The organism is Paraclostridium sp., assembly GCF_051656405.1.
Lineage (GTDB): Bacteria > Bacillota > Clostridia > Peptostreptococcales > Peptostreptococcaceae > Paraclostridium.
Genome location: NZ_JBOGBV010000018.1, coordinates 1 through 26,346, shown reverse-complemented (window position 1 = coordinate 26,346; position 26,346 = coordinate 1). Strand labels below are relative to the sequence as shown.

Annotated in this window: 28 protein-coding genes; all 28 read right to left on the bottom strand. The window is 28.4% G+C overall.

Translation table 11 applies throughout. The annotated features are described in order from the left end of the window. The coding region (locus ACRDDE_RS02930) for a HAMP domain-containing methyl-accepting chemotaxis protein (RefSeq protein WP_438625414.1) at positions 1-1,259 on the bottom strand (1,259 nt) is incomplete at its 3' end. A 129-nt stretch (positions 1,260-1,388) separates the two neighbouring features. Continuing rightward, positions 1,389-1,991, bottom strand: coding sequence for a hypothetical protein (locus tag ACRDDE_RS02925; RefSeq protein WP_438625413.1), 603 nt, complete (start codon positions 1,989-1,991; stop codon positions 1,389-1,391). A 15-nt stretch (positions 1,992-2,006) separates the two neighbouring features. Continuing rightward, positions 2,007-2,588, bottom strand: coding sequence for a hypothetical protein (locus ACRDDE_RS02920; RefSeq protein WP_438625412.1), 582 nt, complete (start codon positions 2,586-2,588; stop codon positions 2,007-2,009). Between the two features lie 74 nt (positions 2,589-2,662). Then, the gene (locus ACRDDE_RS02915; RefSeq protein ID WP_438625411.1) at positions 2,663-4,597 is read right to left on the bottom strand and encodes a [FeFe] hydrogenase, group A; all 1,935 of its coding nucleotides are present in this window, start codon (positions 4,595-4,597) and stop codon (positions 2,663-2,665) included. A gap of 131 nt (positions 4,598-4,728) precedes the next feature. After that, positions 4,729-5,790 carry a flavodoxin-dependent (E)-4-hydroxy-3-methylbut-2-enyl-diphosphate synthase gene (gene ispG, locus ACRDDE_RS02910; protein ID WP_438625410.1) on the bottom strand — a complete coding sequence of 354 codons (1,062 nt, stop codon included), beginning with the start codon at positions 5,788-5,790 and terminating at the stop codon, positions 4,729-4,731. Between the two features lie 31 nt (positions 5,791-5,821). Next, on the bottom strand, positions 5,822-6,841 hold the full coding sequence (rseP, locus tag ACRDDE_RS02905) for an RIP metalloprotease RseP (RefSeq protein ID WP_438625409.1): 1,020 nt from the start codon (positions 6,839-6,841) through the stop codon (positions 5,822-5,824). A gap of 12 nt (positions 6,842-6,853) precedes the next feature. Next, positions 6,854-8,005 carry a 1-deoxy-D-xylulose-5-phosphate reductoisomerase gene (locus tag ACRDDE_RS02900; RefSeq protein ID WP_438625408.1) on the bottom strand — a complete coding sequence of 384 codons (1,152 nt, stop codon included), beginning with the start codon at positions 8,003-8,005 and terminating at the stop codon, positions 6,854-6,856. Between the two features lie 64 nt (positions 8,006-8,069). Then, positions 8,070-8,846: a phosphatidate cytidylyltransferase gene (locus tag ACRDDE_RS02895; RefSeq protein WP_021429455.1), complete on the bottom strand. Its 777-nt coding sequence runs from the start codon at positions 8,844-8,846 to the stop codon at positions 8,070-8,072. A 12-nt stretch (positions 8,847-8,858) separates the two neighbouring features. Next, positions 8,859-9,593 carry an isoprenyl transferase gene (locus tag ACRDDE_RS02890; RefSeq protein WP_021429498.1) on the bottom strand — a complete coding sequence of 245 codons (735 nt, stop codon included), beginning with the start codon at positions 9,591-9,593 and terminating at the stop codon, positions 8,859-8,861. A 30-nt stretch (positions 9,594-9,623) separates the two neighbouring features. After that, entirely contained in the window at positions 9,624-9,827 is a 204-nt protein-coding gene (locus ACRDDE_RS02885) for a hypothetical protein (RefSeq protein ID WP_021429454.1), read from the bottom strand. Positions 9,828-9,829: 2 nt separating this feature from the next. Then, positions 9,830-10,387, bottom strand: coding sequence for a ribosome recycling factor (gene frr / locus ACRDDE_RS02880; protein WP_438625407.1), 558 nt, complete (start codon positions 10,385-10,387; stop codon positions 9,830-9,832). A 24-nt stretch (positions 10,388-10,411) separates the two neighbouring features. After that, on the bottom strand, positions 10,412-11,116 hold the full coding sequence (pyrH, locus tag ACRDDE_RS02875) for a UMP kinase (protein WP_438625406.1): 705 nt from the start codon (positions 11,114-11,116) through the stop codon (positions 10,412-10,414). Between the two features lie 66 nt (positions 11,117-11,182). Beyond that, positions 11,183-12,088, bottom strand: coding sequence for a translation elongation factor Ts (gene tsf / locus ACRDDE_RS02870; RefSeq protein WP_438625405.1), 906 nt, complete (start codon positions 12,086-12,088; stop codon positions 11,183-11,185). Positions 12,089-12,151: 63 nt separating this feature from the next. Then, complete coding sequence (rpsB, locus tag ACRDDE_RS02865) at positions 12,152-12,874, bottom strand: 30S ribosomal protein S2 (RefSeq protein WP_438625404.1); 723 nt, start codon at positions 12,872-12,874, stop codon at positions 12,152-12,154. A gap of 315 nt (positions 12,875-13,189) precedes the next feature. After that, a complete protein-coding gene (locus ACRDDE_RS02860; RefSeq protein ID WP_438625403.1) occupies positions 13,190-14,377 on the bottom strand; it encodes a D-alanyl-D-alanine carboxypeptidase family protein in 1,188 nt (395 codons plus the stop codon). 77 nt (positions 14,378-14,454) lie between these two features. Continuing rightward, a complete protein-coding gene (locus ACRDDE_RS02855; RefSeq protein WP_438625402.1) occupies positions 14,455-15,399 on the bottom strand; it encodes a potassium channel family protein in 945 nt (314 codons plus the stop codon). A gap of 123 nt (positions 15,400-15,522) precedes the next feature. After that, entirely contained in the window at positions 15,523-16,512 is a 990-nt protein-coding gene (locus ACRDDE_RS02850) for a protein kinase domain-containing protein (RefSeq protein ID WP_438625401.1), read from the bottom strand. A 335-nt stretch (positions 16,513-16,847) separates the two neighbouring features. After that, entirely contained in the window at positions 16,848-18,134 is a 1,287-nt protein-coding gene (locus tag ACRDDE_RS02845) for a VanW family protein (protein ID WP_438625400.1), read from the bottom strand. Between the two features lie 109 nt (positions 18,135-18,243). Further along, positions 18,244-18,879, bottom strand: a complete 636-nt coding sequence (locus tag ACRDDE_RS02840; RefSeq protein ID WP_438625398.1) for an endonuclease/exonuclease/phosphatase family protein — start codon at positions 18,877-18,879, stop codon at positions 18,244-18,246. 30 nt (positions 18,880-18,909) lie between these two features. Continuing rightward, positions 18,910-19,068 carry a hypothetical protein gene (locus ACRDDE_RS02835; protein WP_021429484.1) on the bottom strand — a complete coding sequence of 53 codons (159 nt, stop codon included), beginning with the start codon at positions 19,066-19,068 and terminating at the stop codon, positions 18,910-18,912. Between the two features lie 376 nt (positions 19,069-19,444). Further along, positions 19,445-20,317 (bottom strand): DMT family transporter, encoded by an 873-nt coding sequence (locus ACRDDE_RS02830; protein WP_224170422.1) that lies wholly within the window; start codon positions 20,315-20,317, stop codon positions 19,445-19,447. A 62-nt stretch (positions 20,318-20,379) separates the two neighbouring features. Next, positions 20,380-20,961, bottom strand: coding sequence for a CDP-alcohol phosphatidyltransferase family protein (locus ACRDDE_RS02825; protein ID WP_438625397.1), 582 nt, complete (start codon positions 20,959-20,961; stop codon positions 20,380-20,382). Positions 20,962-20,969: 8 nt separating this feature from the next. After that, complete coding sequence (locus ACRDDE_RS02820; RefSeq protein WP_438625395.1) at positions 20,970-21,626, bottom strand: TVP38/TMEM64 family protein; 657 nt, start codon at positions 21,624-21,626, stop codon at positions 20,970-20,972. A 16-nt stretch (positions 21,627-21,642) separates the two neighbouring features. Further along, positions 21,643-22,752: a (Fe-S)-binding protein gene (locus ACRDDE_RS02815; protein WP_438625394.1), complete on the bottom strand. Its 1,110-nt coding sequence runs from the start codon at positions 22,750-22,752 to the stop codon at positions 21,643-21,645. A 78-nt stretch (positions 22,753-22,830) separates the two neighbouring features. Continuing rightward, positions 22,831-23,523: a TVP38/TMEM64 family protein gene (locus ACRDDE_RS02810; RefSeq protein WP_438625393.1), complete on the bottom strand. Its 693-nt coding sequence runs from the start codon at positions 23,521-23,523 to the stop codon at positions 22,831-22,833. Positions 23,524-23,533: 10 nt separating this feature from the next. Continuing rightward, positions 23,534-24,505: a sulfurtransferase gene (locus tag ACRDDE_RS02805; RefSeq protein WP_438625391.1), complete on the bottom strand. Its 972-nt coding sequence runs from the start codon at positions 24,503-24,505 to the stop codon at positions 23,534-23,536. A gap of 200 nt (positions 24,506-24,705) precedes the next feature. Beyond that, entirely contained in the window at positions 24,706-24,867 is a 162-nt protein-coding gene (locus tag ACRDDE_RS02800) for a hypothetical protein (protein WP_156344347.1), read from the bottom strand. An 85-nt stretch (positions 24,868-24,952) separates the two neighbouring features. Continuing rightward, positions 24,953-26,245, bottom strand: coding sequence for an NCS2 family permease (locus ACRDDE_RS02795; RefSeq protein ID WP_438625389.1), 1,293 nt, complete (start codon positions 26,243-26,245; stop codon positions 24,953-24,955). Between the last annotated feature and the right edge of the window lie 101 nt (positions 26,246-26,346).

Below are 26,346 nucleotides of genomic sequence, written 5' to 3'. Positions count from 1 at the left end.
ACTGCTGCATTTAATGCTAATATGTTAGTTTGGAATGCTATATCATCTATTGTCTTTATTATTCTTCCAATTTCATTTGATGTAAATGTTATATCTTCCATTGCTTTGATCATTTCTTTCATTTGATCATTACCTTCTTGAACTTGTTTTGCCGCATTTAAAGTTAAAGAGTTAGCTTGCTTTGCATTTTCCGAAGTTCCTTTTATCTTTTCAGATATTTCATTTATAGTAGAAGATAATTCTTCTATTGCACTTGCTTGTTCTGTTGCTCCTTGTGATAACATTTGAGATCCACTAGCAACTTGATCTGATGCAGCTCCTACTTCTTCAGCTGCAGTGTTTATCTGCTCCATTGTCTCACTTAAATCAATTGTTATTTTATTTATAGAGTTCTCTATGTATTTAAAAACTCCTATATAATTTGCATTTGTCTCTGTGTTAAAGTTCCCTGATGCAACATCGCCTAAAACTCTAACTGTATCAGTTATAATTTCTTTTATTTCCCTACTCATTTTATCCATACTACTTGATAAAGTTCCAAGTTCATCTTTTGATTCATAGCTTACAGAAATATCAAAATCTCCACTAGCCATTTTATTAGCAGCTATTTCAAGTTCTTCTATAGGTTTCTTTAAACTTCTTGTTATGTATATACATATTATTATACCTACCGCTATAGCAAAAACACTACTAGCTATTGATATCGCAGTAGCTTTTGAAGAAACAACTTTTACCTCTTTATTAAATTCTATCCCTCTAGCCTCTGCCTTTTCATTAAGAGCTGTTGCTGTTTCAACACACTCGTTATACACTTCCCAGTATGGTGTGTTTTTTTCAGTTATTTTTATAGCACCATTGTAGTCCCCTCTTTCCATAGCAGATTGAACTATTTCAAATTGTTCCCTAAATTTTACAATAGATGATTCAATATCATCTATTAACTTTTTATCTCCATCAAATGAACTTCTAAGCAACTTTATATTTTCCTCAACGCTATCAAAGTCTTCTCGTACTATCTTCCCATAATATTCTGGACTTTTTTCTATCATTGCATTTCCCATATTCCTACCAATAGAAACTAAATCCCTACGAATTTTCATCGTTTGATTTGTTGATTTATAAGGTCCTTCAAATAACTGATTACTTAGCTTTTCTGATTTTTTCAGGTTATTTATGGCATAAAAATTTGCACATGCTGTAATAATTAATAAAATACCAAAAGATATAATTAATTTTTTACTTATTTTCCAGTTTCTCATAAACGTATCTCCTTACCCCTTAATTTTTAATTTATTTGTAATTATGATACGGACAAACGTTTTAACACTTTAGATTTTATTTATCAAATAAAAATAAAAAAGGCTTATAAAGCCTTTTTTATTTTTTATCTATTTAGTTTTTATTCCAAAGAATTCTTTTGTATCATTCATAAATTTAGTGAAATCTGATTTTACATTTTCATCAACTTTTAATGTATCACTTAGTCCTTGTCTAAATTCCACTTCTGATTTAGACATTAAATCACTTGGTATTTCACCTAATTTTTTTATTCTAGTATCTAATTCTTTACTTAATTTTTCTGATTCAGATATTAATTTATCATTCATTTCTTTTACTTTAGGATCTTTAGTGTCAACTTTTTTTAGTGATGTTGTAAATTCATCGACTTGCTTCTTGCTTTCTTCATAATTTTTCTTTAAATCTGCTACATATTTTTCATTTCCTGGGTAATCTTTTGTAGCTTCATCTACTCTTATTTGCTCATAACCATTGTAGTTGTCTAATCTAGCCATATTAGTTTGATATAATTTACCAAACTCTGTTTTGTAATTTTCTAAAGTCATATCCTTATACATGTTATCTTGGTTTTCAGTTGTTGATTGTGTTACTTTTTTTTCTTCTGTTTTTTCTGCTGTTTTATTTGTACATCCTACAGCTCCAAAAGTAAGTACTCCTATTAATCCTAGCATTACCAGTTTTGAATATTTCATGATTTACCTCCAAGTTTATTTGTTTAATTCTATATTTAAATAACTTTTTATACTTTTTATAGAATTTTCAAACTTATCCGTAATTCTCTCAGATATTTGAAAATTTGATTCTATATAATCTACAAATCTCTCTGAATCTAAAGAATGTTTTTCGCTGGGGATGGATTCCAAAGCATTTATCTTACTATTTATTTCAGTTATTAAAATATCGCTATTTTCTACTAACTCATTATTCATATCTGTGAGCTTTAAATCTTGCATTACTAAATTATTCATATCTTTTTTAAATCCTGATATATGCCTTTCACATATTCCTAGTAATTTTTTGTATTCATCAAGATAGTCTGTATTACTTGTTAGTTCTTGATTTTTTAAAAATTTTTCAGCATTATCAAACTCCTCTATATATAAAGGTTCTATATATTTTTTATATGAACTAGTAAATTGCTCATTATATTCAAAAATGCTTAATCCATTTTGATTAACACTTTCATTATTGTTTGAATTATGATTAGTACTTTTATAAAAACTACATCCACCTAATAAAACATTACCAATTATAATAAAGATAATTGATAATATTTTAATATTACGCATAAAAATTCTCCTTCCAACAGACTACATTCATATTATCTCTATAAAATCAAATTTTATTTATCTAAATGAAATATTTATTTTTTTACTTTAACAAAGTACTTTGTATGAAGAAGTTCATGTGCCTTATGACTCAATGGTTTACCTAAATACTTATCATAAATAGCTTGTACCGCTGGGTTTTCCTTTGATACTCTTAAATCAGATGATTTATCTATATTATTTAATCCCTCTGCTCTTTTTTCTATACTTTCAATTCTTTTTTTAGCTTTAGGTTGACCTCCGCCACCTACACATCCACCTGGACACGCCATTATCTCTATTGCATGGAAAAATTCTTCTTTAGCTCTTATTTTATCTAGCATTTTACCAGCTTCCTTTAGTCCATATGCAACTCCTATTCTAAGCTTTATTCCATCTACTTCTAGGTCGCATGATCTAAATGAATCCCACCCTCTTAAGCAAGTAAATTCTACATTTTCTAACTTTTTACCAGTCATGTTTTCTATTGCTGTTCTAGTTGCAGCTTCAATTACACCACCAGTTCTTCCAAATATTATTCCAGCTCCTGTATATTCACCTAAAACTTGATCTATTTCTTGATCCTCAATTTCCTTTAAATCAATTCCTGAGTCTTCAAATATTTTTATAAGTTCTCTAGTCGTTATAACATAATCTACATCATAGTTTAACCCTCTTGAAAATTCATGTCTTGATGCCTCATACTTCTTAGCTATGCATGGCATTATAGCTACAGATGTTACTTCATCTCTACTAAGTCCTTTTTCTTCTTTAGCCCACAAATCTTTAGCAACTGTAGCAAACATCTGCATTGGTGATTTTGCACTTGATGGAACATCTAACATATCTCCGTAGTTTTGTTCTATAAATTTAACCCAAGCAGGACAACAAGATGTAAGTATTGGAAGCTTAACATCTTCATCCCCTGCGAAGTGTTTTTCTAATCTTTCTTGTAGTTCCGCTGCTTCTTCCATTATTGTAAGGTCTGCTGCCCAAGTAGTATCAAATACATAGTCTACACCTAACTTTCTAAGTGAAGCAGCAATTTTTTTCTCAACATTTGTCCCTGGTTCAAATCCAAATGCTTCTCCTATAGCTACCCTTATAGCTGGTGCCATTTGAGTAATTACAATTTTATTAGGAGTAGCTAAATCTCTTAAAAATTTAAGAGTATTATCTCCAGCAGTTATCGCATCAACTGGGCATGATGCTATACATTGACCACAATGAGTACATCTATTGTAGTCAATATAGTGTTGTTCTTTTCTTTCTCCTACTATACAGTCAACAGGACAAGCTCTTTTGCATGCTCCACACCCTATACATTTACCTGTTATTGTAAGCTTAACAAGATTATTACATTGAGCTGTATAGCACTTTTCATCTTCTATATGTTCTTCTATTTCTCCATAAAACTTATCTATTATTTCTTGCATTATATTGTGTTTTTGATTTAAAGTATTTTTTACTTCATTTGCAAGTTCTCTTAATATGAAAACATCTCTCATATTAGATCTGCCTTTACTAATTCTATCTAATATCTTCCACATTTCCATTATTTCATTTTTAACTTTTGCATATTTTTTAAATTTATCATCTTTCATTTTTCCCATTAAGAAATCTATGTAGAATTTAGCATACTGAACTATACAATCTTCTTGTGAAAGAATTATTATAGTTCTACTACACTCAGAATTAAACAAAGTAAAGTCTAGTTCTTTATCCAAACTATCTTCTGTTAGAAAACCTCCAAATGGAATCCCTAATTGAGCTGCTTTAAAATCCCTATTTTTTATTATTCCTCCAGCTAAATCTATAATATCCTTAAGTGTTGCACTTTCCGGAACTTCTATAATTCCAGGGTTATTTATTTTACCTGAAATAGCAATCTTTCTACTACTATCAGTAATTTGCTTTAGCTCTTCTCCACTAAACACTGTGAAAACAGATCCCAATGAACTTTGAATTATTGTTGATTTATTATCTCCCATTTTGAACTCTCCTTAAATAGAAATTAAATTTACATTATTAATTAACTTCTCCATTATTGTAACATAATATTCCAATTAATTTTTGTTAAAAAAAAGTTAAGTTGAAATGTAAAATTTCAACTTAACTTTTTTTATTTATTAAATTTATCTATCTCGTTTAATAACTCTTCAACTAAGTTATCGCCTTTTATTTTTCTGATTATTTCACCTTTTTTAAATAATAATCCTTCCCCTTTTCCTCCTGCAATTCCTATATCTGCTTCTTTTGCTTCTCCAGGACCATTAACTGCACACCCCATTATAGCAACAGTCATATCCTTATCTACCTTGTTGATTTTTTCTTCGACTTCATTTACTACACTTATAAGATCTATATTACATCTTCCACATGTTGGGCAAGATATAACCTTTATTTTATCATTTAGTAAGTCTAAGCTTCTAAGTATCTCTTTACCTACTATTACTTCTTCTGTAGGATCCCCTGTAAGAGATATTCTTACAGTATCTCCTATTCCTTTTAATAAAAGTGCACCTACTCCTATAGAAGATTTTATAGTTCCTTTTTTTACACTTCCTGATTCTGTTATACCTATATGAAGAGGATAATCAACTTTTTTAGATATAAGTTCATATGCCTCTATTGTTTTGTAAATATCAGATGATTTAAGTGATATAACAATATTGCAAAAATCTAAATCTTCAAGTATTTTAACATGCCCAAGAGCACTTTCTACAAGAGCTTCAGCTGTAGCAGATCCATACTTTTCTAGAAGTTCTTTTTCTAATGAACCTCCATTTACACCTATTCTTATTTTAAGATTTTTTTCTTTACATTTATTTACAACCATCTTAACTTTCTCTATACTTCCTATATTTCCTGGGTTAATTCTAACTCCATCAACCCCTTGGTCAATAGCCTCTAAAGCTAATCTATGGTCAAAATGTATATCTGCAATTACAGGTATATTTACGTTTTTCTTAATTTCACCTATATTTTTAGCGGCTTCCATATCTGGAACAGCTACTCTAACTACATCACATCCAACTTCTTCTAATCTTTTAATTTGTTCTATTGTAGCTTTTGCATCTCTTGTATCTGTGTTTGTCATAGATTGTATAGATATAGGATTATTCCCACCTATCTTTAAACTCCCTACACTAACCTCTCTACTAAGTCTTCTTTCGTAACTCATAATCTCACCTTCACTTTCTAGTAAAACGTTGCTACATTCCAACTAATCTAACTATGTCTTTATATGTTACAAATAACATAAATACCATTAATGCTCCAAAACCAATAAGATTTACCATGCCTTCTTTTTCTGCATCTATCTTTTTCCCACCTCTTAAAAACTCTATAAATAAGAAGAATAATCTTCCTCCATCAAGAGCTGGTATAGGAAGTAAATTTAATACTCCTAAATTTAAGCTTATTACTGCTGCTAAATATAATACGTTTACTACGCCTACTTTTGTAGCATCAGCAACTATACTTATTACGCCTATAGGTCCTGCAACTGAGCCTTCTAATCCGCCCGGTAAATTTCCTGTTATTAATTTTCCTAAAAATGCAATCATTTGACCTAACATAGCTATAGTTGATTTTATAGCCATTCCAAATGATCCTAGAATATCTTTTTTATACTCAGGATATATACCTATTAAGTAGTTACCCTCTTTAGACTCTGGAGTAACCTCTATTTCTTTTTCTTTTCCATTTCTATCAAAAGTTAATTTTAATTCTTTTCCCTTAGAATCTTGAATACTTTTACTTAAATCGTTCCAATTTTTTATATTATTACCATTGATTTCAGTTATAGTATCCCCAGCTTGAATACCAGCTTTTTGAGCAACACTTCCGTCTATAACATTTTTTAGAGTTGTACTCGGTATTCCTTGATACATATATATACCAACTAAAATTACAGCTGTAAGTACTATGTTAAAAAATGGACCTGCAAATAGTATGCTTGCCCTTTGAAGTATACTCTTATTTCCAAATGCTCTTGGGTCATGAGAGTCTCCATCTTCACCTTCCATAGCAACATATCCTCCAAGAGGAAGTAATCTTATGCTATATACGGTTTCACCTTTTTTAAAGCTATATATTTTCGGTCCCATACCAATTGCAAATTCATGAATTCTAACACCTGCTTTTTTTGCAAATAAAAAGTGTCCAAGTTCATGAATAAAAACTATCACACCGAAAGCTAAAATAGCTATTAATATAGTTATTATATTCATATTTTCACCATCCTATTTTATACACTGTTTTACAAACTCACGGCTCCAATTGTCTATATGTAATATCTCTTCTAATGTCGGTTTTTCTATACTTTTATGTGCTTCTAACGTTTTCTCAATATACTTAGGAATATCATAAAACTTAATTTTATCCTCTAAGAACTCATTTACTAAAACCTCATTTGCCGCATTTAATACTGCACAATATGTACCTCCCATTTTTAAACTTTCATAAGCTAGTTTCAAACATGGGAATGTAGTTAAATCTGGCTTTTCAAATGTTAAACTGCTTAGTTTAGAAAAATCTAATCTTTCAAAATCATTAAGTAGTCTATTTGGGTATGTTAGAGCATACTGTATAGGTAATTTCATATCAGGGCATCCCATCTGAGCAATTATAGAACTATCTACAAACTGAACCATAGAATGTATTATACTTTGAGGGTGCACTACTACATCTATTTTATCCGGTTCTACATTAAATAACCATTTAGCTTCTATAACTTCTAATCCTTTATTCATAAGAGTTGATGAGTCTATGCTGATTTTTCTTCCCATACTCCAATTCGGATGTTTTAATGCTTCATTTTTAGTTACATGTTCTAGTTCTTGCTTAGATTTCCCCCTAAATGGTCCTCCTGATGCAGTTAAAATTATACTATCTATTTCTTTGTTATTTTCACCATTTAAACATTGAAATATAGCACTATGTTCGCTATCTACAGGAAGTATATCTACATTTCTTTTCTTTGCCTCTTCCATTACTAATTGACCTGCTGTAACTAAAGTTTCTTTGTTTGCAAGTGCTATAGTCTTACCTTTTTTAATTGCCTCAAGAGTAGGAACTAAACCTATCATACCTACTATAGCAGTTAAAAGTACATCTATTTCATCTAAAGATGATATTTGTACCAAGCCTTCCATTCCACTTAAAACTTCTATATCTATATCCCTTGGTATCATATTTTTTAATGCTCTAGCACTATCTTCATCATATACAGCAACGTATTTTGGTTTAAATTCCTTTATTTGTTCTAATAATAAATTTATGCTACTATTTGCAGATATAGCTACTACTTCAAACTTATCTTTATTTTTTCTCACTACATCTAATGTTTGAGTTCCTATAGAACCTGTTGACCCCAATATTGATATTCTTTTCATTGACTTTGTATTCCTTTCTGATAATTTAAATATTATACAATTAAAGCTTCAGAAACCCCTGAAGCTAAATAAATAAATATATTGCATAATAAACAAATGGTGCTACTAGTATAACACTATCAAATCTATCTAATATACCACCATGTCCTGGTATTAATTTTCCATAATCTTTTATTCCTACGTATCTTTTTATAGCTGATGCAAATAGATCTCCAAATTGTGCTACAATACTTCCTATACTTCCTACTAAAACCATATGAGGTATATCTAACTTAAATATATAGCCAAATATTACACAACAAATTGTAGATCCTAAAATTCCACCAATACTGCCTTCGATTGTCTTTTTAGGACTTATTGTAGGTATTAGTTTGTGTTTTCCAAATAAATACCCACTAAAATATGCAAATGTATCTGTCATGAATGATATAATAAATATCAACCATACGTAAATTGCACCTAGTTTAAAATCATTAATCGTTAAAACTATATAATCTAAGAATATAGGAACATAAAATATTCCGATAAACGTTATAGAAAAATCTATAATATTTTTTTTGCCTGATAAAATATAAATTATTCCTACCAAAAATAGTAGAAATACAATTACATATGTGTATTCATTTTTTAAATTTAAAATATGCTTTAAAGACAAGTATACGGCAAATAAATATCCTAAAATACTTATAGGTTGTATATTTTTACTTTTAAATGCCTTATAAAACTCATCCAATGCAATAATTCCTATAATAGCTTCTGCTATATATAGTGGTAGCCCCCCATATATTACAAATAGTAATAATGGTATTAGCGCTAATGCAGCAATGATTCTTACAACCATAAAATAATCTCCTTACTTAAGTCCACCAAACCTTCTGTCTCTACTTTGGTAAACATATATAGCTTTTCTTACTTCATTCCCATCGAAGTCAGGCCAGTATACATCTGTAAAATAAAATTCTGAATATGCAATTTCCCATAATAAGAAGTTACTTATTCTCTGTTCACCACTAGTTCTTATAATTAAGTCTGGGTCCGGTATAGACTTAGTGCTTAAATATTTTGTTATAGTATCTTCAGTTATATCTTCTATATCTATTTTACCACTTTTACAATTTTTTACTATATCTACAACTGCATTTTTTATATCATTTCTACTACCATAATTTAATGCTATATTTAAGTTTAATCCAGTATTATCTTTAGTTATATCAATTGCATTTTTTATAGCATCTAGAGATTTACCCGGTAATACATCTATATCACCAATAGTTGTTATTTTTACATTATTTTTATGTAGTTCTTTAAGCTCTTTGTTTAGATATGTATACAGTAGGTTCATCAAAGCATCTACCTCTAACTTTGGTCTTTTCCAATTTTCTGTAGAAAATGCATATAAAGTTAAGTGCTTTACCCCTAATGCTGAACATTCTTTTGTTACAGCTCTTATAGCTTCAACTCCAGCTTTATGACCCACTGTTCTTGGAAGGAGTCTTTCTTTTGCCCATCTCCCATTTCCGTCCATTATTATTGCTATATGAGTAGGTACGTTACTTAAGTTTATGTCATATATAGTGTTTTTATTCATAAACTACCTCCCAATAAAATTTTCTGACTCCTATTTTAAGGAGTCAGCAAAGTATGTTTGTATTATTTCTATACTATTTCCTACTTTAGATATTTTAATAACTCTAGGAATAATTAAAGTATCTTGATCTTTGTACCCATTTATAGTAGTTATAGTATATTGTTTGTTTTCTTTTTTAAAAAAGCTCTCTACTTCTTCAGTATGAAGTCCTAATAAGTTATAATAACTTTCCAATATTATACCGCCATTATATCTTGTTCTTTAGCTTTTAATAACGCATCTACTTCTTTTACAAATTTATCAGTTAATTTTTGAACTTCATCTTGAGATTTCTTTAAATCATCTTCAGTTATATCGCCATCTTTTTCCATTTTTTTAAGTTTATCGTTAGCATCTCTTCTTTCATTTCTTAATCTAACTTTAAACTCTTCTGCTACTTTACCAGCTTGTTTAGCTAATTCTTTTCTTCTTTCTTCTGTTAAAACTGGAACTGATATTCTTATAACTTGTCCATCATTAGTTGGGTTTAATCCTAAATCTGAGTTTCTTATAGCTTTCTCTATTTCAGCCATAGCAGTCTTATCCCAAGGATTTATCATTAAAGTTCTTGGTTCTGGAACTGATATTGCTCCTACTTGATTTACAGGAGTTGGTGTTCCATAGTAATCAACTCTTATTTTATCTAACATTTGAGCATTAGCTCTCCCTGCTCTTATTGTAGTAAATTCTGATTTAAGAGCTTCTATAGTTTTATTCATTTTTTCTTCTAATTGTTTTTTTACTTGTGCGCTCATTATATTTTCCTCCTTAATAGCTTATTATTTTACAGTAGTTCCTATATTTTCACCCATAACCGCTTTTATTATATTCTCTGTAGAAAGTTCAAATACCTTTATTGGTATCTTATTATCCATACATAAAGATGTAGCAGTTGAGTCCATAACTTTAAGTTCTTTTTGTAAAACTTCTATATAACTAAGTTCTGTAAACTTTTTAGCATCCGCATGTACCTTTGGATCTTTATCATATACTGCATCAACATTTTTTGCTAATAATATAACTTCTGATTCCATTTCTGCAGCACGAAGTGCAGCTGCTGTATCAGTTGAGAAGTAAGGATTTCCTGTTCCCGCTCCGAATATAACAACTCTAGATTTTTCTAAGTGTCTAACTGCCTTTCTTCTTATATAAGGTTCTGCTATTTGTCTCATTTCTATAGCAGTTTGCACTCTTGTTAATACATCTATGTTTTCAAGAGCATCTTGTAGAGCCATAGCATTCATAACTGTAGCTAACATTCCTATGTAGTCAGCAGTAGTTCTGTCCATACCTTCTGATGTTCTTCCTCTCCAGAAGTTACCTCCTCCAACAACTACAGCTACTTCTACACCTACACCTTGAATTTGTTTTATAGCATTAGCTATCTCATTTACAACGTCATTGTTTATACCAAATCCCTTTTCTCCAGCTAGTGCTTCTCCACTTAATTTAAGTAATACTCTTTTATACATCGGCTTTGTCATTTGAAATCCTCCTTAGTTAATCCACTTTTTAAAAAAGAGAACACCGAAGTGTTCTCTTTTGGTTAATTACTTAAGTTGCTTAGCAACCTCTTCAGCAAAGTTTTCTTCTTTCTTTTCTATACCTTCACCAACTTCGAATCTTACGACTCTAGCAACCTTTATTTCAGAACCTACTTTTTTAGCAACGTCTGCAACTAATTGCTTTATAGTTAAATCTGGGTTTTTAACGAAAGCTTGCTCTACTAAACAAACTTCTTTTAATTGTTTTTCTAATCTTCCCTTTATCATCTTTTCAACTATATTAGCTGGTTTTCCTTCATTTAATGCTTGTTGAGTTAATATTTCTGTTTCATGAGCTATGTAGTCTTGGTCTACATCATCTTTAGAAACATACTTAGGATTCATAGCAGCAACTTGCATCGCTATATCTTTTCCCATTGCTAATACGTCAGCATCTCTTGCTTCTGTTTCTAATTCAACTAGTACACCTATTTTTCCACCACCGTGGATATATCCTGCAACTTGTCCATTAGTAGATACTTTTTCGAATCTTCTTATGTCTAACTTTTCTCCGATAGTCGCTATTCTGTTGTTTAATACTTCAGATAAAGTTCCTTCTTTATGAGATTCAGATAATAATCCAGCTACATCTTCTTTCTCAGTAGCTAAAGCCATTTCAGCAACATCCTTAACGAAAGTTTTAAAATCTTCGTTTTTAGCAACGAAATCTGTTTCTGAATTTATTTCAACTATAGCACCAACTGTGTTGTCAGCGTTCATTTCTATAGCAACTAATCCTTCAGCAGCTATTCTATCAGATTTCTTAGCAGCTTTAGATAATCCTTTTTCTCTTAATAAATCTATAGCTCTTTCCATATTTCCTTCAGCTTCTTGTAAAGCCTTTTTACAGTCCATCATTCCGGCACCTGTAGTTTCTCTTAACTCTTTAACCATTTGTGCAGTTATAGCCATTGGTATTCCCTCCTATATATTACTAATGGTAAGGGTATGCCCCCTTACCATTAAATTATTTTATTATTGTTGATCTTCAGTTACTTCTTCTTGATCATCAGCTATAGCTTGTCTTCCTTCTATTATAGCAGTTGCCATAGCACCAGTTATTAACTTAACAGCTCTTATAGCGTCATCGTTACCTGGTATAGCAAAGTCTAATTGCTCAGGATCGCAGTTTGTATCAACTATACCTATTACTGGTATACCTAATCTGTGAGCTTCTTGTATAGCTATGTTTTCTTTTCTTGGGTCTACTACGAATATAGCAGCTGGTAATTCAGGCATATCTTTTATACCGTTTAAGTATTTCTCTAATTTTTCTTTTTCAGCTCTTAATTTTATAACTTCTTTCTTAGGAAGAACGTTGAATACTCCTTCTTCTTCCATTTTTTCTAACTTTCTTAACTTGTCTATTCTAGTCTTTATAGTTTTGTGGTTTGTTAACATTCCACCTAACCATCTTTCATTAACGTAGAACATTCCACATCTTTCAGCTTCTTCTTTTATAGCTTCTTGAGCTTGCTTCTTAGTTCCTACGAATAATATAGGTCTTCCAGTTTCAGCTACTTCTTTAGTGAATCTGTAAGCTTCCTCAACTTTTTTAACAGTTTTTTGTAAGTCTATTATATATATTCCATTTCTCTCTGTGAATATATATTTAGCCATCTTAGGGTTCCATCTTCTTGTTTGATGTCCGAAATGAACACCTGCTTCTAATAATTGTTTCATTGATATTACTGCCATTTTTACCTCCTGGTTTTACCTCCGACTTGATCAACTCTCTAAAAAACCCTCTAGGCACCTTTTAGAGATCACATAGCCGTGCGTTATTTTATTTTTTACCTCAGTTAGTATATCATAGCTTATTATAAATTACAATATCTTTTATAAATTTTGTATCCTTATTATATATGTACTATTATTTTCTATTTTTCTTCATTTCCCTAAGTAATTATTGACAAATTTTCAAAAACATATTCAACTTAATTTTATAAATCAAAATTTTATTTTTTAAGCATAAAAAAATAAGATAGAGTTAGTACTCTATCTTATTTTTTACTATTTTGAAAACAGCATTTTAACTTTAGTAATTAAAGAAGCATTATCCACATCTTTCGCACTAACTATATCAATACTCCCTAATATTTCTCCATTATTAGTATAGTATTTAATTACACCTAGTACGTCACCCTTTTTAATAGGATATTCTAATTCTCTTAAAGTTAACTGTGTATTTAAATTTTCTTCATTTCCTAGAATTGTATACAATTCATCTTTAGTTCTAAGCTCTACTTCTAATTCTTCTAATCCCTTTATATATTTTTTACCTATTAAATCATTTTTACATATTACTTTTTCTGTATGATAGCTTTCTTTTCCATAATTTAGCATATCTAATGAAGCTGATAATCTTTTATTTTTATGGTTAGCTCCTAAAGATACCCCTATAACTCTATATTTTCGTATATCACTTTGTTTTTTTACATTCATTGAAAATGATAAGCAATACCCTGCATTACCTGTGTATCCAGTCTTAATTCCATCAACATCAGGCAGTATTCTTAATAAAGGATTAGTATTGTTTTTTTCAAATCCTCTATTTGGATTTGAATAAGTTACCATATCAGTAACTGATGTTACTTGTTTTTCATAATTATCAAACATATACTTACCAAGGGTTGCAATATCTCTAGCTGTTGATATATTTTGTTTTGGTTGAGCCTTAGGATTTTGTAAGTCATATATAGGTAATCCATGAGGATTCACAAAATGAGTATTACTCATTCCTATCTCTTTAGCCTTTTTGTTCATAATCTTTACAAACTCATCTGGACTTTTGCCTATATGGGTAGCTATAGCAATTGCTGCGTCATTTCCAGAAACTATCATTAACCCTTTCATTAGTTCAATTAACTCTACTTCTTCATTTTCTTTCAAATGATAACTTGATCCTTTTACAGATGCTATCTTTTTAGTTATTTTAATTTTATCCTTAGAGCTTACCTGCTTGTTTTCAATAGCTTCTATAGCTATTAAAAATGTCATCATTTTACTTAAACTAGCTAATGGCCTTTTTTCATCTGGGTTTTTAGCATATAAAACTCTATTTGTATCTTGGTCTATTAGTATAGATGATAGAGAATACTTATCTACTTCTTTTTCCTTTTCTGTTGCAAATATAGTATATGGAGTTACAAATGCTAAAATTAAAATAAATGATATGATTTTCTTTACTCCTAATGTCATTTTTTCACCTTCTTAAGTTAATAAGTATATATTAATTTTTAACTTATTTACTTAAATATATATCTAGTAATTATTTACTATCTTGACATTTTCCTAAAAATTACAGAAGCCCATGATGCTCCCATAGTTACTCCAAGAAAAACTTCTATACTTACTAGAACTTTTCCAGCTATATTAATTACTATCATATCTCCATATCCTACCGTACTAAATGTAATCATACTAAAATACCATAAATCAATATAATTTTTAATTAATTCATATATATTTTCAACTTCATATATTTTTATTATTTTATCGTTATATTGAACTCCCGCTATCATATATAAGATAGCAAAAAAACTTATTATAAAAAAAGATATTATAAAAATATTTAGAGGCTTTTCTCCGTATCCAATTATTATTCTTGATAAAAAATCTATAAATTTAGCATTTATATACTGGATATTACCTCTAAATCCACTTCTCTTTATGCATTTACCTCCATAATATCTTTCCATATAATAGTAGTGTCCCAGTTTTTCATAATCTCCAGTTGCACTACATTGATTTTTTGCTATTCTATAATTAATCTTTGCATTTTCATAATCATTTTTACCATATTTTATATCTTTTAATAAAATTTTTGTGCAGTTACTAAAAACAATTCCATCTAATCTAGGCATGTTATTTATATTTTCAAATGAAACTTTTTGACCTTTTATTTTTGAATGTATAAAAATTTTTTCACTAGTTAATTCTTTACTAAATTCTACATTTTTAAATATACAATCTCCATAAAAAACGCAATTTTTAAAGGATACATTGCTTTTAAAAATAATATTTTTAAAAATAATATTTTTTTTAAATTTACAATTATCAAATACTACATTTTTTTTAAATAAAGAATCCGAAAAATCTATATTTTTATTTTTACTTAATTCATATAATTTATCACTATCTATAATAACAACTTCATCAAATATTAAATTAGTATAATCTATGCATTGTTTTTTTTTTAAATTTATATTTTGTTTAATCATCGACTATACGTCCTCCAAATTTTATAGTTATTATTTTTTGATATTAATTAAATTTTATTCATAATATAATAACTTCATTAGCTATATAAAAAAACTGTTTCAAAGATTAACTTTGAAACAGTTTTATTTGATAGTCATCCCAAGCACTAAAAAAGAAACAATAGCAATTGCTCCTAATGCTGCAAATTTACTAAATCTATGTATGTGTTTTTTATTTTTTACATATTCATCCTTATGTACTATTAAATCTTGTTCAACATTTTCATTTTCTTCATCTTTTTCACATATATTTTCAACTTCATATAGATATTCACTTAAGTCTATCATAACTTCTTGAGGCGTTTGATATCTATGCTTTCGGCTTAATAGTTTTTTTACTATATTTATGATTTTTTCTGGACTTTTTCCGGTGTCGATTTTTTTCCAGCATATACCCTTGTCCATTCTTCTTATAATATCCTCTTCACTTTTTGCTTCTCCATAAGGGTGTTCTCCAAATATCAATTCAAACAAAATTACTCCTAAAGCATGAAAATCACTACTTTTGTCTGTGTATCCTAGACAAATTTGATGAGGGCACATATACTTTAAATTTTTAGAAAATCTTTTTATTCCATTATTAAAAATTTTATTATTAGATTTTATAATTCCAATATTACTTAACTTTACATTATATCCTTCATCTATAATTATGTTACTTGGTTGTAAACATCCATGATATATATCATAGCTATGTATTACTTCTAGCGCATTTAATATTTGTCTGAAAATTATAATTATTTCATCCATATTCAATTTATGAAACTTAGTTAATTGGTTCAAAGTGCTACCTTCCATATATTCACTTATAACATAGTATAATTCCGTTCCATTTTCAAGCTTATCCATCCCTACATCTTTTACTTTAAGTATATTTGGCGAGTTAATTTCATTTATCGATGTTGATTCATCAATTAAGTTAGATATAAATTTTTCACTTCTAATTATTCCTTTATCTATGATATTTATAATGACAAGCTGCTTATCGTAAGAATCTCTGCCTTTATATAGACACGAGTTAGAACATCTTCCTATTTCTTCTACAATTTCATACCTTTTTCCTATATATACCAAATAATCTCCCTCCCAATATGCGTGCAAACATTTTCTACCCTTAGTTATATTATAACAACTTTGGAAATAATTGTAATTAATAAGTATTGCATGACCACATTTATATTTTTTTGTTTTTTTGTATCGTTTCAGTGTTTTAGTTTATTTTTGTGGTCATACCCAATTATTATTACCTTTAAACTTTTTAAAATTCTTTGAAGTTAATATAGAGATGTTTTAATCTTTACAAAAATATCCGTATACAATTTAATAGATTCATAGAAGTCAAGCAACTATAATCCTTTAAAATTATATACGGATATATATATATATTATTTAGTATATTATTATTAATTTTATTTTTTCTTGTACGAACTTGTTGTTATGTACTCTTTTTTTGTTATTTTACCGTTTGAGTCTTTAAACTCTCTATAAGTCTTAACCACTCTACTACTTCCCACATTTTCAGTTACTACACTTATATTTTGTTTATCCTTTGAACTACCATATATAGTACTTGTTACCGTTCCATTGTATGCTGAGTTTTTTATGTATATAGGATGTTTATACGGATTTTTAAATTTCAAATCTATAGATCCATAAGCAACCGTTGCATCTTTTCCTTTAGGAGCATACGTAGATGGTAATGAATGGTTTCTAACATTTGTTATATCAAGTCCTGAGTAAAGCGCTGAATTATATATAGTTGTAGATACTTGACATACTCCCCCTCCAGATCCATCTTGTACCTTACCATTTACAATTACAGGTGCATCTTTATACCCATTAGATCTACTTCTAGGTCCCGTTGATGTATTATATGAAAATTCTTCTCCTGGCATAAGTACTATGTCACTAGTACTATTAGAGGCCTTAACTATATTATAAGCTCTATTAACCGATGAATTTGTGTATCTAGTACTATGAGTAGCCAATAATGAGTCTACACTTTTTAACATACCCGCAGTTATACTTGGTTTCTCGCTTTTTATTGAAAGCGCCATACCACTAAACTTGTTCTCAGCTAAGTATTTTTTTATGTTTTCCTTACTGGATTTTTTATCCAATTCTTGGCCTATAATCTCTGGAGTTATATCAAAGCTTCCTGAATCTGATATATATAGCTTTGCATCAGCAACTTTTTTATTTGCCTTTTTGCTTATTTCATCTAATACTGAGTCTAATTTTTTTTCATTGTATGTCGGATTTATAGCTATTACTTCTTTTTTTCCTCTTTGAAGTGAAATAACTCTTTCTACATTCTTGAAATAAGAATCAGTTTTATTAAATTTGTATGCATTATCAACAAACTTATTTACATCGTATTTTAAATCAATTTGATTTGGATTTATTGTAAAATTTTTATCATTGTAGTCCACATCTATACTCTTAGGCTTGTATTCATTGGCTACAGCTAATTTAGCCTCATTAGGTGTAAGATCTGAAACATTTACATTTCCAATATACATATTGGTAGCTATCTTGCCGTTGTAAATATACTTGTTATTAAATGATTTTATGCCTATAGATGCTATTATTATAAGTGTTAAAATAATTGCTGCTATAATACTTAAATTTTTTTTTGATGTAATATTAAGTTTTGATCTTTCTTTTTTTTCTTCTACTGCTATATTTTGTTGCATTTCATTCCCCCCTACTTTACTTAAGATAATTATATTTAAATGAACTTTATAAAACAACGTTTCTTAAGTATATGTAACTTTATTGTCACAATTGTAGAGGCTTGTATATTTATATAATAAATTCTCCTATTACAGGATAATGATCAGATAAATCAATAAATTCAACTTTATATTTACTAGGTCTTAGATTTTTAGACATAAATATATAATCTATTCTAGATTTACTAGGTTGAAATGTCTCTATATTCTCACAATCAAACAGTACAGCTAAATCATAATAGTCTTTAATTTCCACATCTTTTTGGTTAAAATCACCACATATAATAATTTTTCCTCTTAAATTTTCTACATAATTGTAAATTTCATCAATCTGTATTTGTCTTTCTTCCTCATTTAATCCTAAATGAGTATTTATTATGTTAACTAATTTGTTATTTATAAAAAATTGAGTATGGATAAATCCCCTTTGCTCTTTTTTACTACTTAAATAAAATCCATCTGTGTACTTTACACATTTAATAAAATATATAGCAATTCCATAATTATCACCTTTTAGCTCTACAGTTTTAAAAAAGTAACCTTTTATATTTAAATCATTTAAAATTTTATAATGTATACTCTCCAAAACTTCTTGAAGGCATATTACATCTGCATTTATATTTTTTAAAAAACTTAATAATCCATTTAAGGTATCTTTATTGTGTGCATCCATACCTTTATGAATGTTGTAAGTTATAATTTTCATTTATCCTCCTAAATTTCAGTTGCATAAATTTTAACTTCTTTCTTTTTTTATCCTTGTACATTTACCTTGATTTATAACAAATAAGAATCCCATTTTTTTATATAATTCATCTAGTTCTCCTATGCTAACATCTCCCTTTCTTAGGTTATTTATAGTTATTTCCTCTAGTCTTCTATTTGATATCATCATTGGTTTTTCTCTCCTTCATAAATTAATAATTTATACTATTTATATTCATGTATGTCATTATTTATTACTAAACTTTAACCGAACAACTGTTCCTTCATTACTTATTATAAATCAAACACCTGTTCGTTTTCAATAGAAAAATATTATTTTTTATGTTTTTTTGTCATTTTTTGTGAAGAAAAAAAAAGAGTGCTATATAATAATTTTTAATATTATATAGCACTCTAATTAACTAAGCATTTATTTATTTTATCTATTTTAAGGAATTTTCATATTGTATACAATATACTATATATCATAAATCATATTTTGTCAACACAATAAACTATACTTTTTATATATAGTGTACACATTTTAAAATTTTATAAATTCAAATCTAATTTTTAGTTTTTTTATTATTTAAAAACATGTAATACGATGCTGAAAATATTATTATATATCCTATAAAACTATACTTATCCGGAATCACATTAAATACTACTATACTTATAATAGCTGAGAATATTATATTTGAATAATCAAATATAGATATTTCCTTAGCCGGTGCATATTTATATGCAAGTGTTACTCCGAATTGTCCAATACTTGCAAAAACTCCTCCTAAAACTAAGTATACAAATTGTATAATTGTCATAGATTTGTATGCCATAATGGCAAATGGAAATATTGAAACAGTTGAAAATAATGAAAAGAAAAATACAACAGTGTAAAATTTTTCTTTTCCACCAAGAACTCTTAGGCAAGTATACGCTGCTGCTGCAAATATTGCCCCTAAAATCCCTGCAACATATGGTATTATAGCAAAATTCAGAGTAGGTTTTATTATAAACAAAGCTCCTATAAATGCTATTATTACTGCTATAGCTTGATTTGACTTAATTTTTTCTTTTAAAAATATAGCTGAAAAAATTATTACAAAAAATGGACTTAGTTTATTTAACATGTTTGCATCTGATAAAACCAATCTATCAATAGCGTAAAAATTTAGTATTATTCCTAAAGTCCCAAATATAGACCTTAAAATTAATATTTTTCTATTTTCTTTACTTCCAAACGCGCTTTCTTTGTATTTTAGTATTAATGAAAATGCAATTATACATGATACTAAATTTCTAAAAAAGGTTTTTTGGATACTAGGTAAATCACCCGATAGCTTTATAAAAGCTGACATCATTGCAAACCCAAATGCAGATAAAATTATAAATACAATTCCTTTATTTCTATCACTTAAATTATTTAATTTTCCCAAATTTCACACCTCCGTAGCTAAATATATATTGTATACAGTATAACATATAATAAAAGGTGTTTTTACAATATCTTCTTAGCTTCTATTATTCTTTGTATTATCGTTATAAATATAATAGCCGAAAATAAATTTGTAAAAATTACTATATAGTTTGGAACTAGTATCATTAAACTAAACATTAAAAACCCTTCACTTCTTTCAGCAACTCCAGCTTGATAATAAAAAGATTTCATACCTTTTTTTTCTACTAAAGCTCCTACTGTCAAAAATATAGTCATTGAAATTATAATACATATAAGTAGCACAATAAAATTAATTCTTGCATTTGAGTACCTCATTGCTAATGATAATATTATAGAAGTTTCAACAATTCTATCAAAAGTTATATCCATTAATGTTCCAAATAAAGATGTTGTTTTTGTTTTCCTAGCTATAGACCCATCTACAGCGTCTAAGTATCCTGAAATCCAAAGAGTTATAACTGCAAGTATATTCATATCTATATATATAAATACACTTGTCAATATTCCTAAAAACAAAGCTATAACAGTTACATTGTTTGCAGTTAAATTTAATTTAATAAAAAAATTAGCTCCATAATTTATAATTGGATCTACATACTTTCTACCGTGTGTATCTAACATAATTTCACCTACTTCTTCTGTGTATTTATAAACTTATTTTTTAAAACTATTGACGATAAAATTAGCAGTATAAGTGCCATTATTGATAGATAAAAACTATTGCTACCTATATCAACCGATTGAGCCCCAATATTTGTAAAGACAAGAATTCCTGGAACAGTACCTACTATAGTTGCAAATATAAAATCTCTAAATTTTATATTTGTAATCCCCGCACCATAGCTAATCACATCAAATGGAAATAACGGTATAAGTCTAAGTAATAAAATGACAAAAAAACCTTTAGAATTAATCATTTCTTCTATATAATCTAATTTTTCTTTAGTAATTTTTTTCACAAAATTTCGTCCAAGTTTTCTAGATATATAAAAAGATAAGCTTGCACCTATAAGTGCTCCTATAAGTGTATATATGTAACCTCTAGTTAATCCAAATATAAGACCTCCTCCAATTGCTAAAATTGAATCTGGAAAAAGAGTTAAAGGTACTAATGCAAACATTACAATATATACCAGCGGTGCTAGTTTCCCAAATGAAGTAACATATCTTTGTATATCATTTGGCCCTATATCCATGTTTAAAATTTTGTATATAATGCTTCCAATTGCAAAAACTAAAATTACTGATAATAATATTTTTAAAATTTTACTAAATTTATAGTTCATCTCAACCTCCAATTAATTATTTGCATAGTGTAGTTGTTTTATATCTCGTAATCCACTTATTAAGTGTTTTTGTCTTAGATTGCGTAAATATATTTTTATTTATAACATCTTCATTAAATAGCAAATCTAATATATGAAGTATATTTTTATTCGAGTTTAAAAGTGACTCACAGCACGATTCACAGTAACAAACTATATTTTCACACATAGTCTCATCAGCTCTACTATTCATCTGTTTTAAAGCGAGTTTATAATTTGTTACCCCTACCATTCCTCCAGCTCCACAACAAACAGTATCTTTTTTGTTGTTTTTAAACTCAATTATATTTAAACCTAGTTCACTTAAGATCCATCTAACACTTTCATGTATTTGTTGTTCACCTCTTGTAGAGCATGAATCATGTATTGCAAATTCTAGTCCTTCATAATTATTTTTTAAATCATTAGGAACTCCAATTTCATTTATAACTTCATATACAGTCTTTACCTTAACACCTTTACTGTGATTTTTTATAGTATTGTAGCAATTCGGACATGCAACTATAATCTCATCTATTCCTTCTTTTATTATATATCTTTCTAAACTAGAATAATATTTTTTAAACTTCTCTTCATCTCCCATTGATAATGTTGGTTTCCCACAGCACTTTAAGGTCATTCCAATATTAGTATAATACTGTTTCAAGTATTCATATGTCTTTAAAACAATATCTTCACTATAACTGCTTAGACTACATCCCGGTAAAAATACAGTTTTATTATTATTAATTTTTAAGTTTTTTGAAAATATAGGTGAAAAACTATTCATTTGATGAAATCTAACAACTTTATATCCATCCCTGTTTACTTCTTGTTTATTATTTAAAACTGCATATTTTCGTATTTCATAAAATGTAGATTTTAAGTCTATTCCTTTAGGGCACTTGCTAGTACATAATCCACAAAGCATACATGAATATGCAACGTTTCTTATATCTATACTATCCGATAAAATTCTATTCATTAAATCCTTTGGCGAATTTTCGAATTCTTTCATCATAGGACAATTGTGAAAACATAGTTTACAATTTATACATTTACTTTCATCATCTTTAACTTTGTTTTTTAAATTTTCATTTATATTCATTCATCCTCACCTCTCTTATAAAAAATGAAATATCCCAAAATTTGATTAACAAACCTGGGATATTTCTTATACTAGATATTAACTAACCTTATTTTTATCATTATATATTTTCTTTAGTACATATATTAAAACACTTATAGCACTAAGTGTAAGAATTCCCATCATCATTAATTTAGCCCCGCCAGTAAGCATATCTCCAACATATGAATATATTATAGTTGCTGGAAGCTGACCAATACCAGTAGCTATAAAAAACGATACAAAACTCATAGATGTTAATCCTGCTGCATAACTAACTAAATCAAATGAAATAAATGGAAGTAATCTTGCTATTAATATTGTATGTTTCCCATATTTATTGAAAAATTCATCTACGCTATCAATTGCAAACTTACTCGTAAGTTTTTCTACTGTGTCTCTTCCTAAAAATCTTGCTATATAAAAGCATAAAGCTGCTCCTGCCATAGCACTAACCCAAGAAAGAATAGCTCCTTTAACCCATCCAAACAAGGCTGCATTTGCAAATGTTATTAAAAATGCCGGCAATGGAGCAGCTACAGACTGAAGTATCATTAAAATAAATGATATAATTGGCGCCCAAATTCCAAATGATAAAATATACTGTTTTAAACTTTCTAAATTTAACATACTTAAGTAAAATATCATTTGATTTATAAACCTATTAACAGGTCCTACAAATAAATATATACCTATAATTAAAAGTAAAACTCCTATTTTCAAAATTAAAGATTTTTTCTTTTTTTGTTTCATAATTTACCTCTTATTTCTCAACAGGATTAGTTTTATCTCCTGCCCATTCATAGTAAGATGCATCATAGTTTTTAACATTGTCATATCCTATTGATTTTAGTATTAATGCCATATGTCCTGATCTAATTCCAGATGTACAGTAAGTAACTATTTCATCGTTTTTGTTTAATCCTGCATCTTTAAATAACTTCTCTAGGTCTTCTTTTGATTTTATAGTTCCATCTTCATTATACACCTCATTAAATGGTATATTTATAGATTTAGGTATATGTCCACCTCTAGTCTCTCCAAACTTAGTAGCTCCATCATACTCATCTTTTTCTCTTGTATCTATTATTTTAACATCATTCATTTTTTCTTTTAAAGTCTTTGTATCTATATTTATATCATTTTTAAGCTCTTCGATAACATACTCTGATTTCTTAGGGTCTACTTTTTCTTTAGATATTTCATTTCCATTAGACTTCCAAAGATCCATTCCTCCGTTTAACATCCTAACATCTACACCTGTTTCTTTGAACATCCAAGCTAGTCGTCCATCTTCACCCCATCCATTTTTCTGAGCATAAACGATAACTTTTTTATTTTTATCTATTCCAAGATCTGAGTATATTTTAGATAGTTGTTCTTTGTCTAAAAGAGTTCCCCAATCTTTGTCTCCTGCTTTACCTTCCATCTTACAAAAACTTTGCCAAGCTACATTTATAGCTCCCGGTATATGTCCTTTATTATAGTCATCTTCGCTTCTAGCGTCTATTATTAATACATTTTTATTATTTAAGTTTTTGTTTAACCAGTCTATACTTGTAAAGTAATCATTGTTCTCATATGTATAATCCTCTTTTGTTGTTTGTACACTTTGTTCATTATTTGTAGTGTTAGTGTTTTGTTCATTTTTTTTATCAGCACAACCTACTACTAGTCCACTAGTTATTAGTAATGAACTAACTATTAATATTACCTTTTTATTTCTAACTTTCATATAAATCCTCCCAAAGAATTTTTAAGAATTTTTTGTCACTTTTTGCATTACATCTTGGATTATACCATAATCCAGATTGCATCAATTATAGAAAAAATCTATACATTTATCACTTTATATAGTTTTAATCTATTTTAACCCTTTAAAATTTAATTCCAAAATAAAAAAAAGACCAGAGTAAACTCTAGTCTTTTTTATCATTATTTAAACATTTTTTTGCTAGCTTTTTTCATATCTTTTGCAACTTTTTCTCCTGCATGTTCTACTGAGTTTGAAAAAGATTGTATACCTTTTGACATATCATGGCCTAGTTCTTCCATTTTATGTCCCATTTCTTTAAACATTTTATTTTTCTTAGCCATTCTTTTCACCTCTTTATCATTTTATAAATTATTTTGCTCACAATTTATATTTCTATTCTTCCTAAAGAGGCAAGGCTTTAAATATCTATATTAAAAATTTAAGTATAAATATAAATCCTATAATTACTGTAGTTATGCTTATTTCTTTAACTCTACCAGAGAATAATTTTAATATTATATAAGATATAACTCCAAAAACTATACCATCAGCTATAGAGTATGATAAAGGCATCATTATTATAGTTAAAAATGCTGGAATAGCTTCTGTAAAATCTTCTAAGTTTATTTCTTTTATAGGCTCTATCATAAATAATCCAACTAATACTAGTGCCGATGCTGTAACAGCTGGTGTTATTATAGAAAATAAAGGTGCAAAGAATAGTGCTAAAAAGAACATAACTGCAGTCGATACAGCTGTAAGACCTGTTCTTCCACCTTCTGCAACTCCTGATGCACTTTCAACAAAAGTACTTACTGTACTTGTCCCAAGACAAGCTCCTATAGTAGTTCCTACTGCATCTGCAAATAATGCTTTTTTAACATTTGGTACTTTTCCATTTTCGTCTAACATTTTAGCTTTTGTAGCAACACCTACTAAAGTCCCTATAGTATCAAACATATCCATAAATAAAAGTGTAAATAACACTATAACCATATCTAAAGAGAATATGTTATGCCACTCAAAGCTAAGTACAGTTGATGAAATTGAAGGAGGCATGCTCATTACTTTTTTTGGTAAGTCTATAACTCCCATAGGTATTCCAATTATAGTTGTAACTATCATTCCTATAAATAATGCGCCTTTTATGTTTTTAGCTAATAATATAGCTGTTATTAATATACCTATTAAAGCTAATAATCCAGTTCCTGAAACTATATTTCCAAGAGCTAATATAGTTCCTCCACCTTCAGGATGAACTATAACTCCAGCTCCTTCTAATCCTATTAGTGAAATTAATAGACCTATACCTACTGAAATAGCTTTCTTTATGTTATTCGGAATAGAATCAACAATAGCTTCACGCACATTAAATAATGTTAACATTATGAATATAAGTCCTTCTAAAAATACTGCTGTTAATGCAAATTGATATGAATATCCCATTCCTATTACTATCGTATATGCAAAAAATGCATTTAATCCCATCCCTGGAGCTAAAGCAAATGGTAATTTTGCATATAATCCCATCATAAGAGTAGCTATAACTGCAGATAAAGCTGTAGCTGTAAATACCGCTCCATAGTCCATTCCTGCTGCAGATAATATACTAGGATTTACTATTAATATGTACGCCATTGTCATAAAAGTAGTAATACCTGCTAAAATTTCTGTTTTTATCGTAGTATTATTTTCTTTAAGTTTAAAATACTTCTCCATTTACGTCCTCACTCTTTCTGTCGAATTTTGTTTTTTCACAGAACTCTATCATATCATATTTTAAATTTTTATGCACATTTTTTCGAATATTTTTTTGTTTT

Excerpts from the sequence above, each read along its gene's own strand:
- ACRDDE_RS02925 (WP_438625413.1), bottom strand. The coding sequence starts at position 1,991 with ATGAAATATTCAAAACTGGTAATGCTAGGATTAATAGGAGTACTTACT.
- ACRDDE_RS02920 (WP_438625412.1), bottom strand. The coding sequence starts at position 2,588 with ATGCGTAATATTAAAATATTATCAATTATCTTTATTATAATTGGTAAT.
- ACRDDE_RS02915 (WP_438625411.1), bottom strand. The coding sequence starts at position 4,597 with ATGGGAGATAATAAATCAACAATAATTCAAAGTTCATTGGGATCTGTT.
- ispG (WP_438625410.1), bottom strand. The coding sequence starts at position 5,790 with ATGAGTTACGAAAGAAGACTTAGTAGAGAGGTTAGTGTAGGGAGTTTA.
- rseP (WP_438625409.1), bottom strand. The coding sequence starts at position 6,841 with ATGAATATAATAACTATATTAATAGCTATTTTAGCTTTCGGTGTGATA.
- ACRDDE_RS02900 (WP_438625408.1), bottom strand. The coding sequence starts at position 8,005 with ATGAAAAGAATATCAATATTGGGGTCAACAGGTTCTATAGGAACTCAA.
- ACRDDE_RS02895 (WP_021429455.1), bottom strand. The coding sequence starts at position 8,846 with ATGGTTGTAAGAATCATTGCTGCATTAGCGCTAATACCATTATTACTA.
- ACRDDE_RS02890 (WP_021429498.1), bottom strand. The coding sequence starts at position 9,593 with ATGAATAAAAACACTATATATGACATAAACTTAAGTAACGTACCTACT.
- frr (WP_438625407.1), bottom strand. The coding sequence starts at position 10,387 with ATGAGCGCACAAGTAAAAAAACAATTAGAAGAAAAAATGAATAAAACT.
- pyrH (WP_438625406.1), bottom strand. The coding sequence starts at position 11,116 with ATGACAAAGCCGATGTATAAAAGAGTATTACTTAAATTAAGTGGAGAA.
- tsf (WP_438625405.1), bottom strand. The coding sequence starts at position 12,088 with ATGGCTATAACTGCACAAATGGTTAAAGAGTTAAGAGAAACTACAGGT.
- rpsB (WP_438625404.1), bottom strand. The coding sequence starts at position 12,874 with ATGGCAGTAATATCAATGAAACAATTATTAGAAGCAGGTGTTCATTTC.
- ACRDDE_RS02860 (WP_438625403.1), bottom strand. The coding sequence starts at position 14,377 with ATGACATTAGGAGTAAAGAAAATCATATCATTTATTTTAATTTTAGCA.
- ACRDDE_RS02855 (WP_438625402.1), bottom strand. The coding sequence starts at position 15,399 with ATGATTAAACAAAATATAAATTTAAAAAAAAAACAATGCATAGATTAT.
- ACRDDE_RS02845 (WP_438625400.1), bottom strand. The coding sequence starts at position 18,134 with ATGCAACAAAATATAGCAGTAGAAGAAAAAAAAGAAAGATCAAAACTT.
- ACRDDE_RS02840 (WP_438625398.1), bottom strand. The coding sequence starts at position 18,879 with ATGAAAATTATAACTTACAACATTCATAAAGGTATGGATGCACACAAT.
- ACRDDE_RS02835 (WP_021429484.1), bottom strand. The coding sequence starts at position 19,068 with ATGATGATATCAAATAGAAGACTAGAGGAAATAACTATAAATAACCTA.
- ACRDDE_RS02825 (WP_438625397.1), bottom strand. The coding sequence starts at position 20,961 with ATGTTAGATACACACGGTAGAAAGTATGTAGATCCAATTATAAATTAT.
- ACRDDE_RS02820 (WP_438625395.1), bottom strand. The coding sequence starts at position 21,626 with ATGAACTATAAATTTAGTAAAATTTTAAAAATATTATTATCAGTAATT.
- ACRDDE_RS02815 (WP_438625394.1), bottom strand. The coding sequence starts at position 22,752 with ATGAATATAAATGAAAATTTAAAAAACAAAGTTAAAGATGATGAAAGT.
- ACRDDE_RS02810 (WP_438625393.1), bottom strand. The coding sequence starts at position 23,523 with ATGAAACAAAAAAAGAAAAAATCTTTAATTTTGAAAATAGGAGTTTTA.
- ACRDDE_RS02805 (WP_438625391.1), bottom strand. The coding sequence starts at position 24,505 with ATGAAAGTTAGAAATAAAAAGGTAATATTAATAGTTAGTTCATTACTA.
- ACRDDE_RS02800 (WP_156344347.1), bottom strand. The coding sequence starts at position 24,867 with ATGGCTAAGAAAAATAAAATGTTTAAAGAAATGGGACATAAAATGGAA.
- ACRDDE_RS02795 (WP_438625389.1), bottom strand. The coding sequence starts at position 26,245 with ATGGAGAAGTATTTTAAACTTAAAGAAAATAATACTACGATAAAAACA.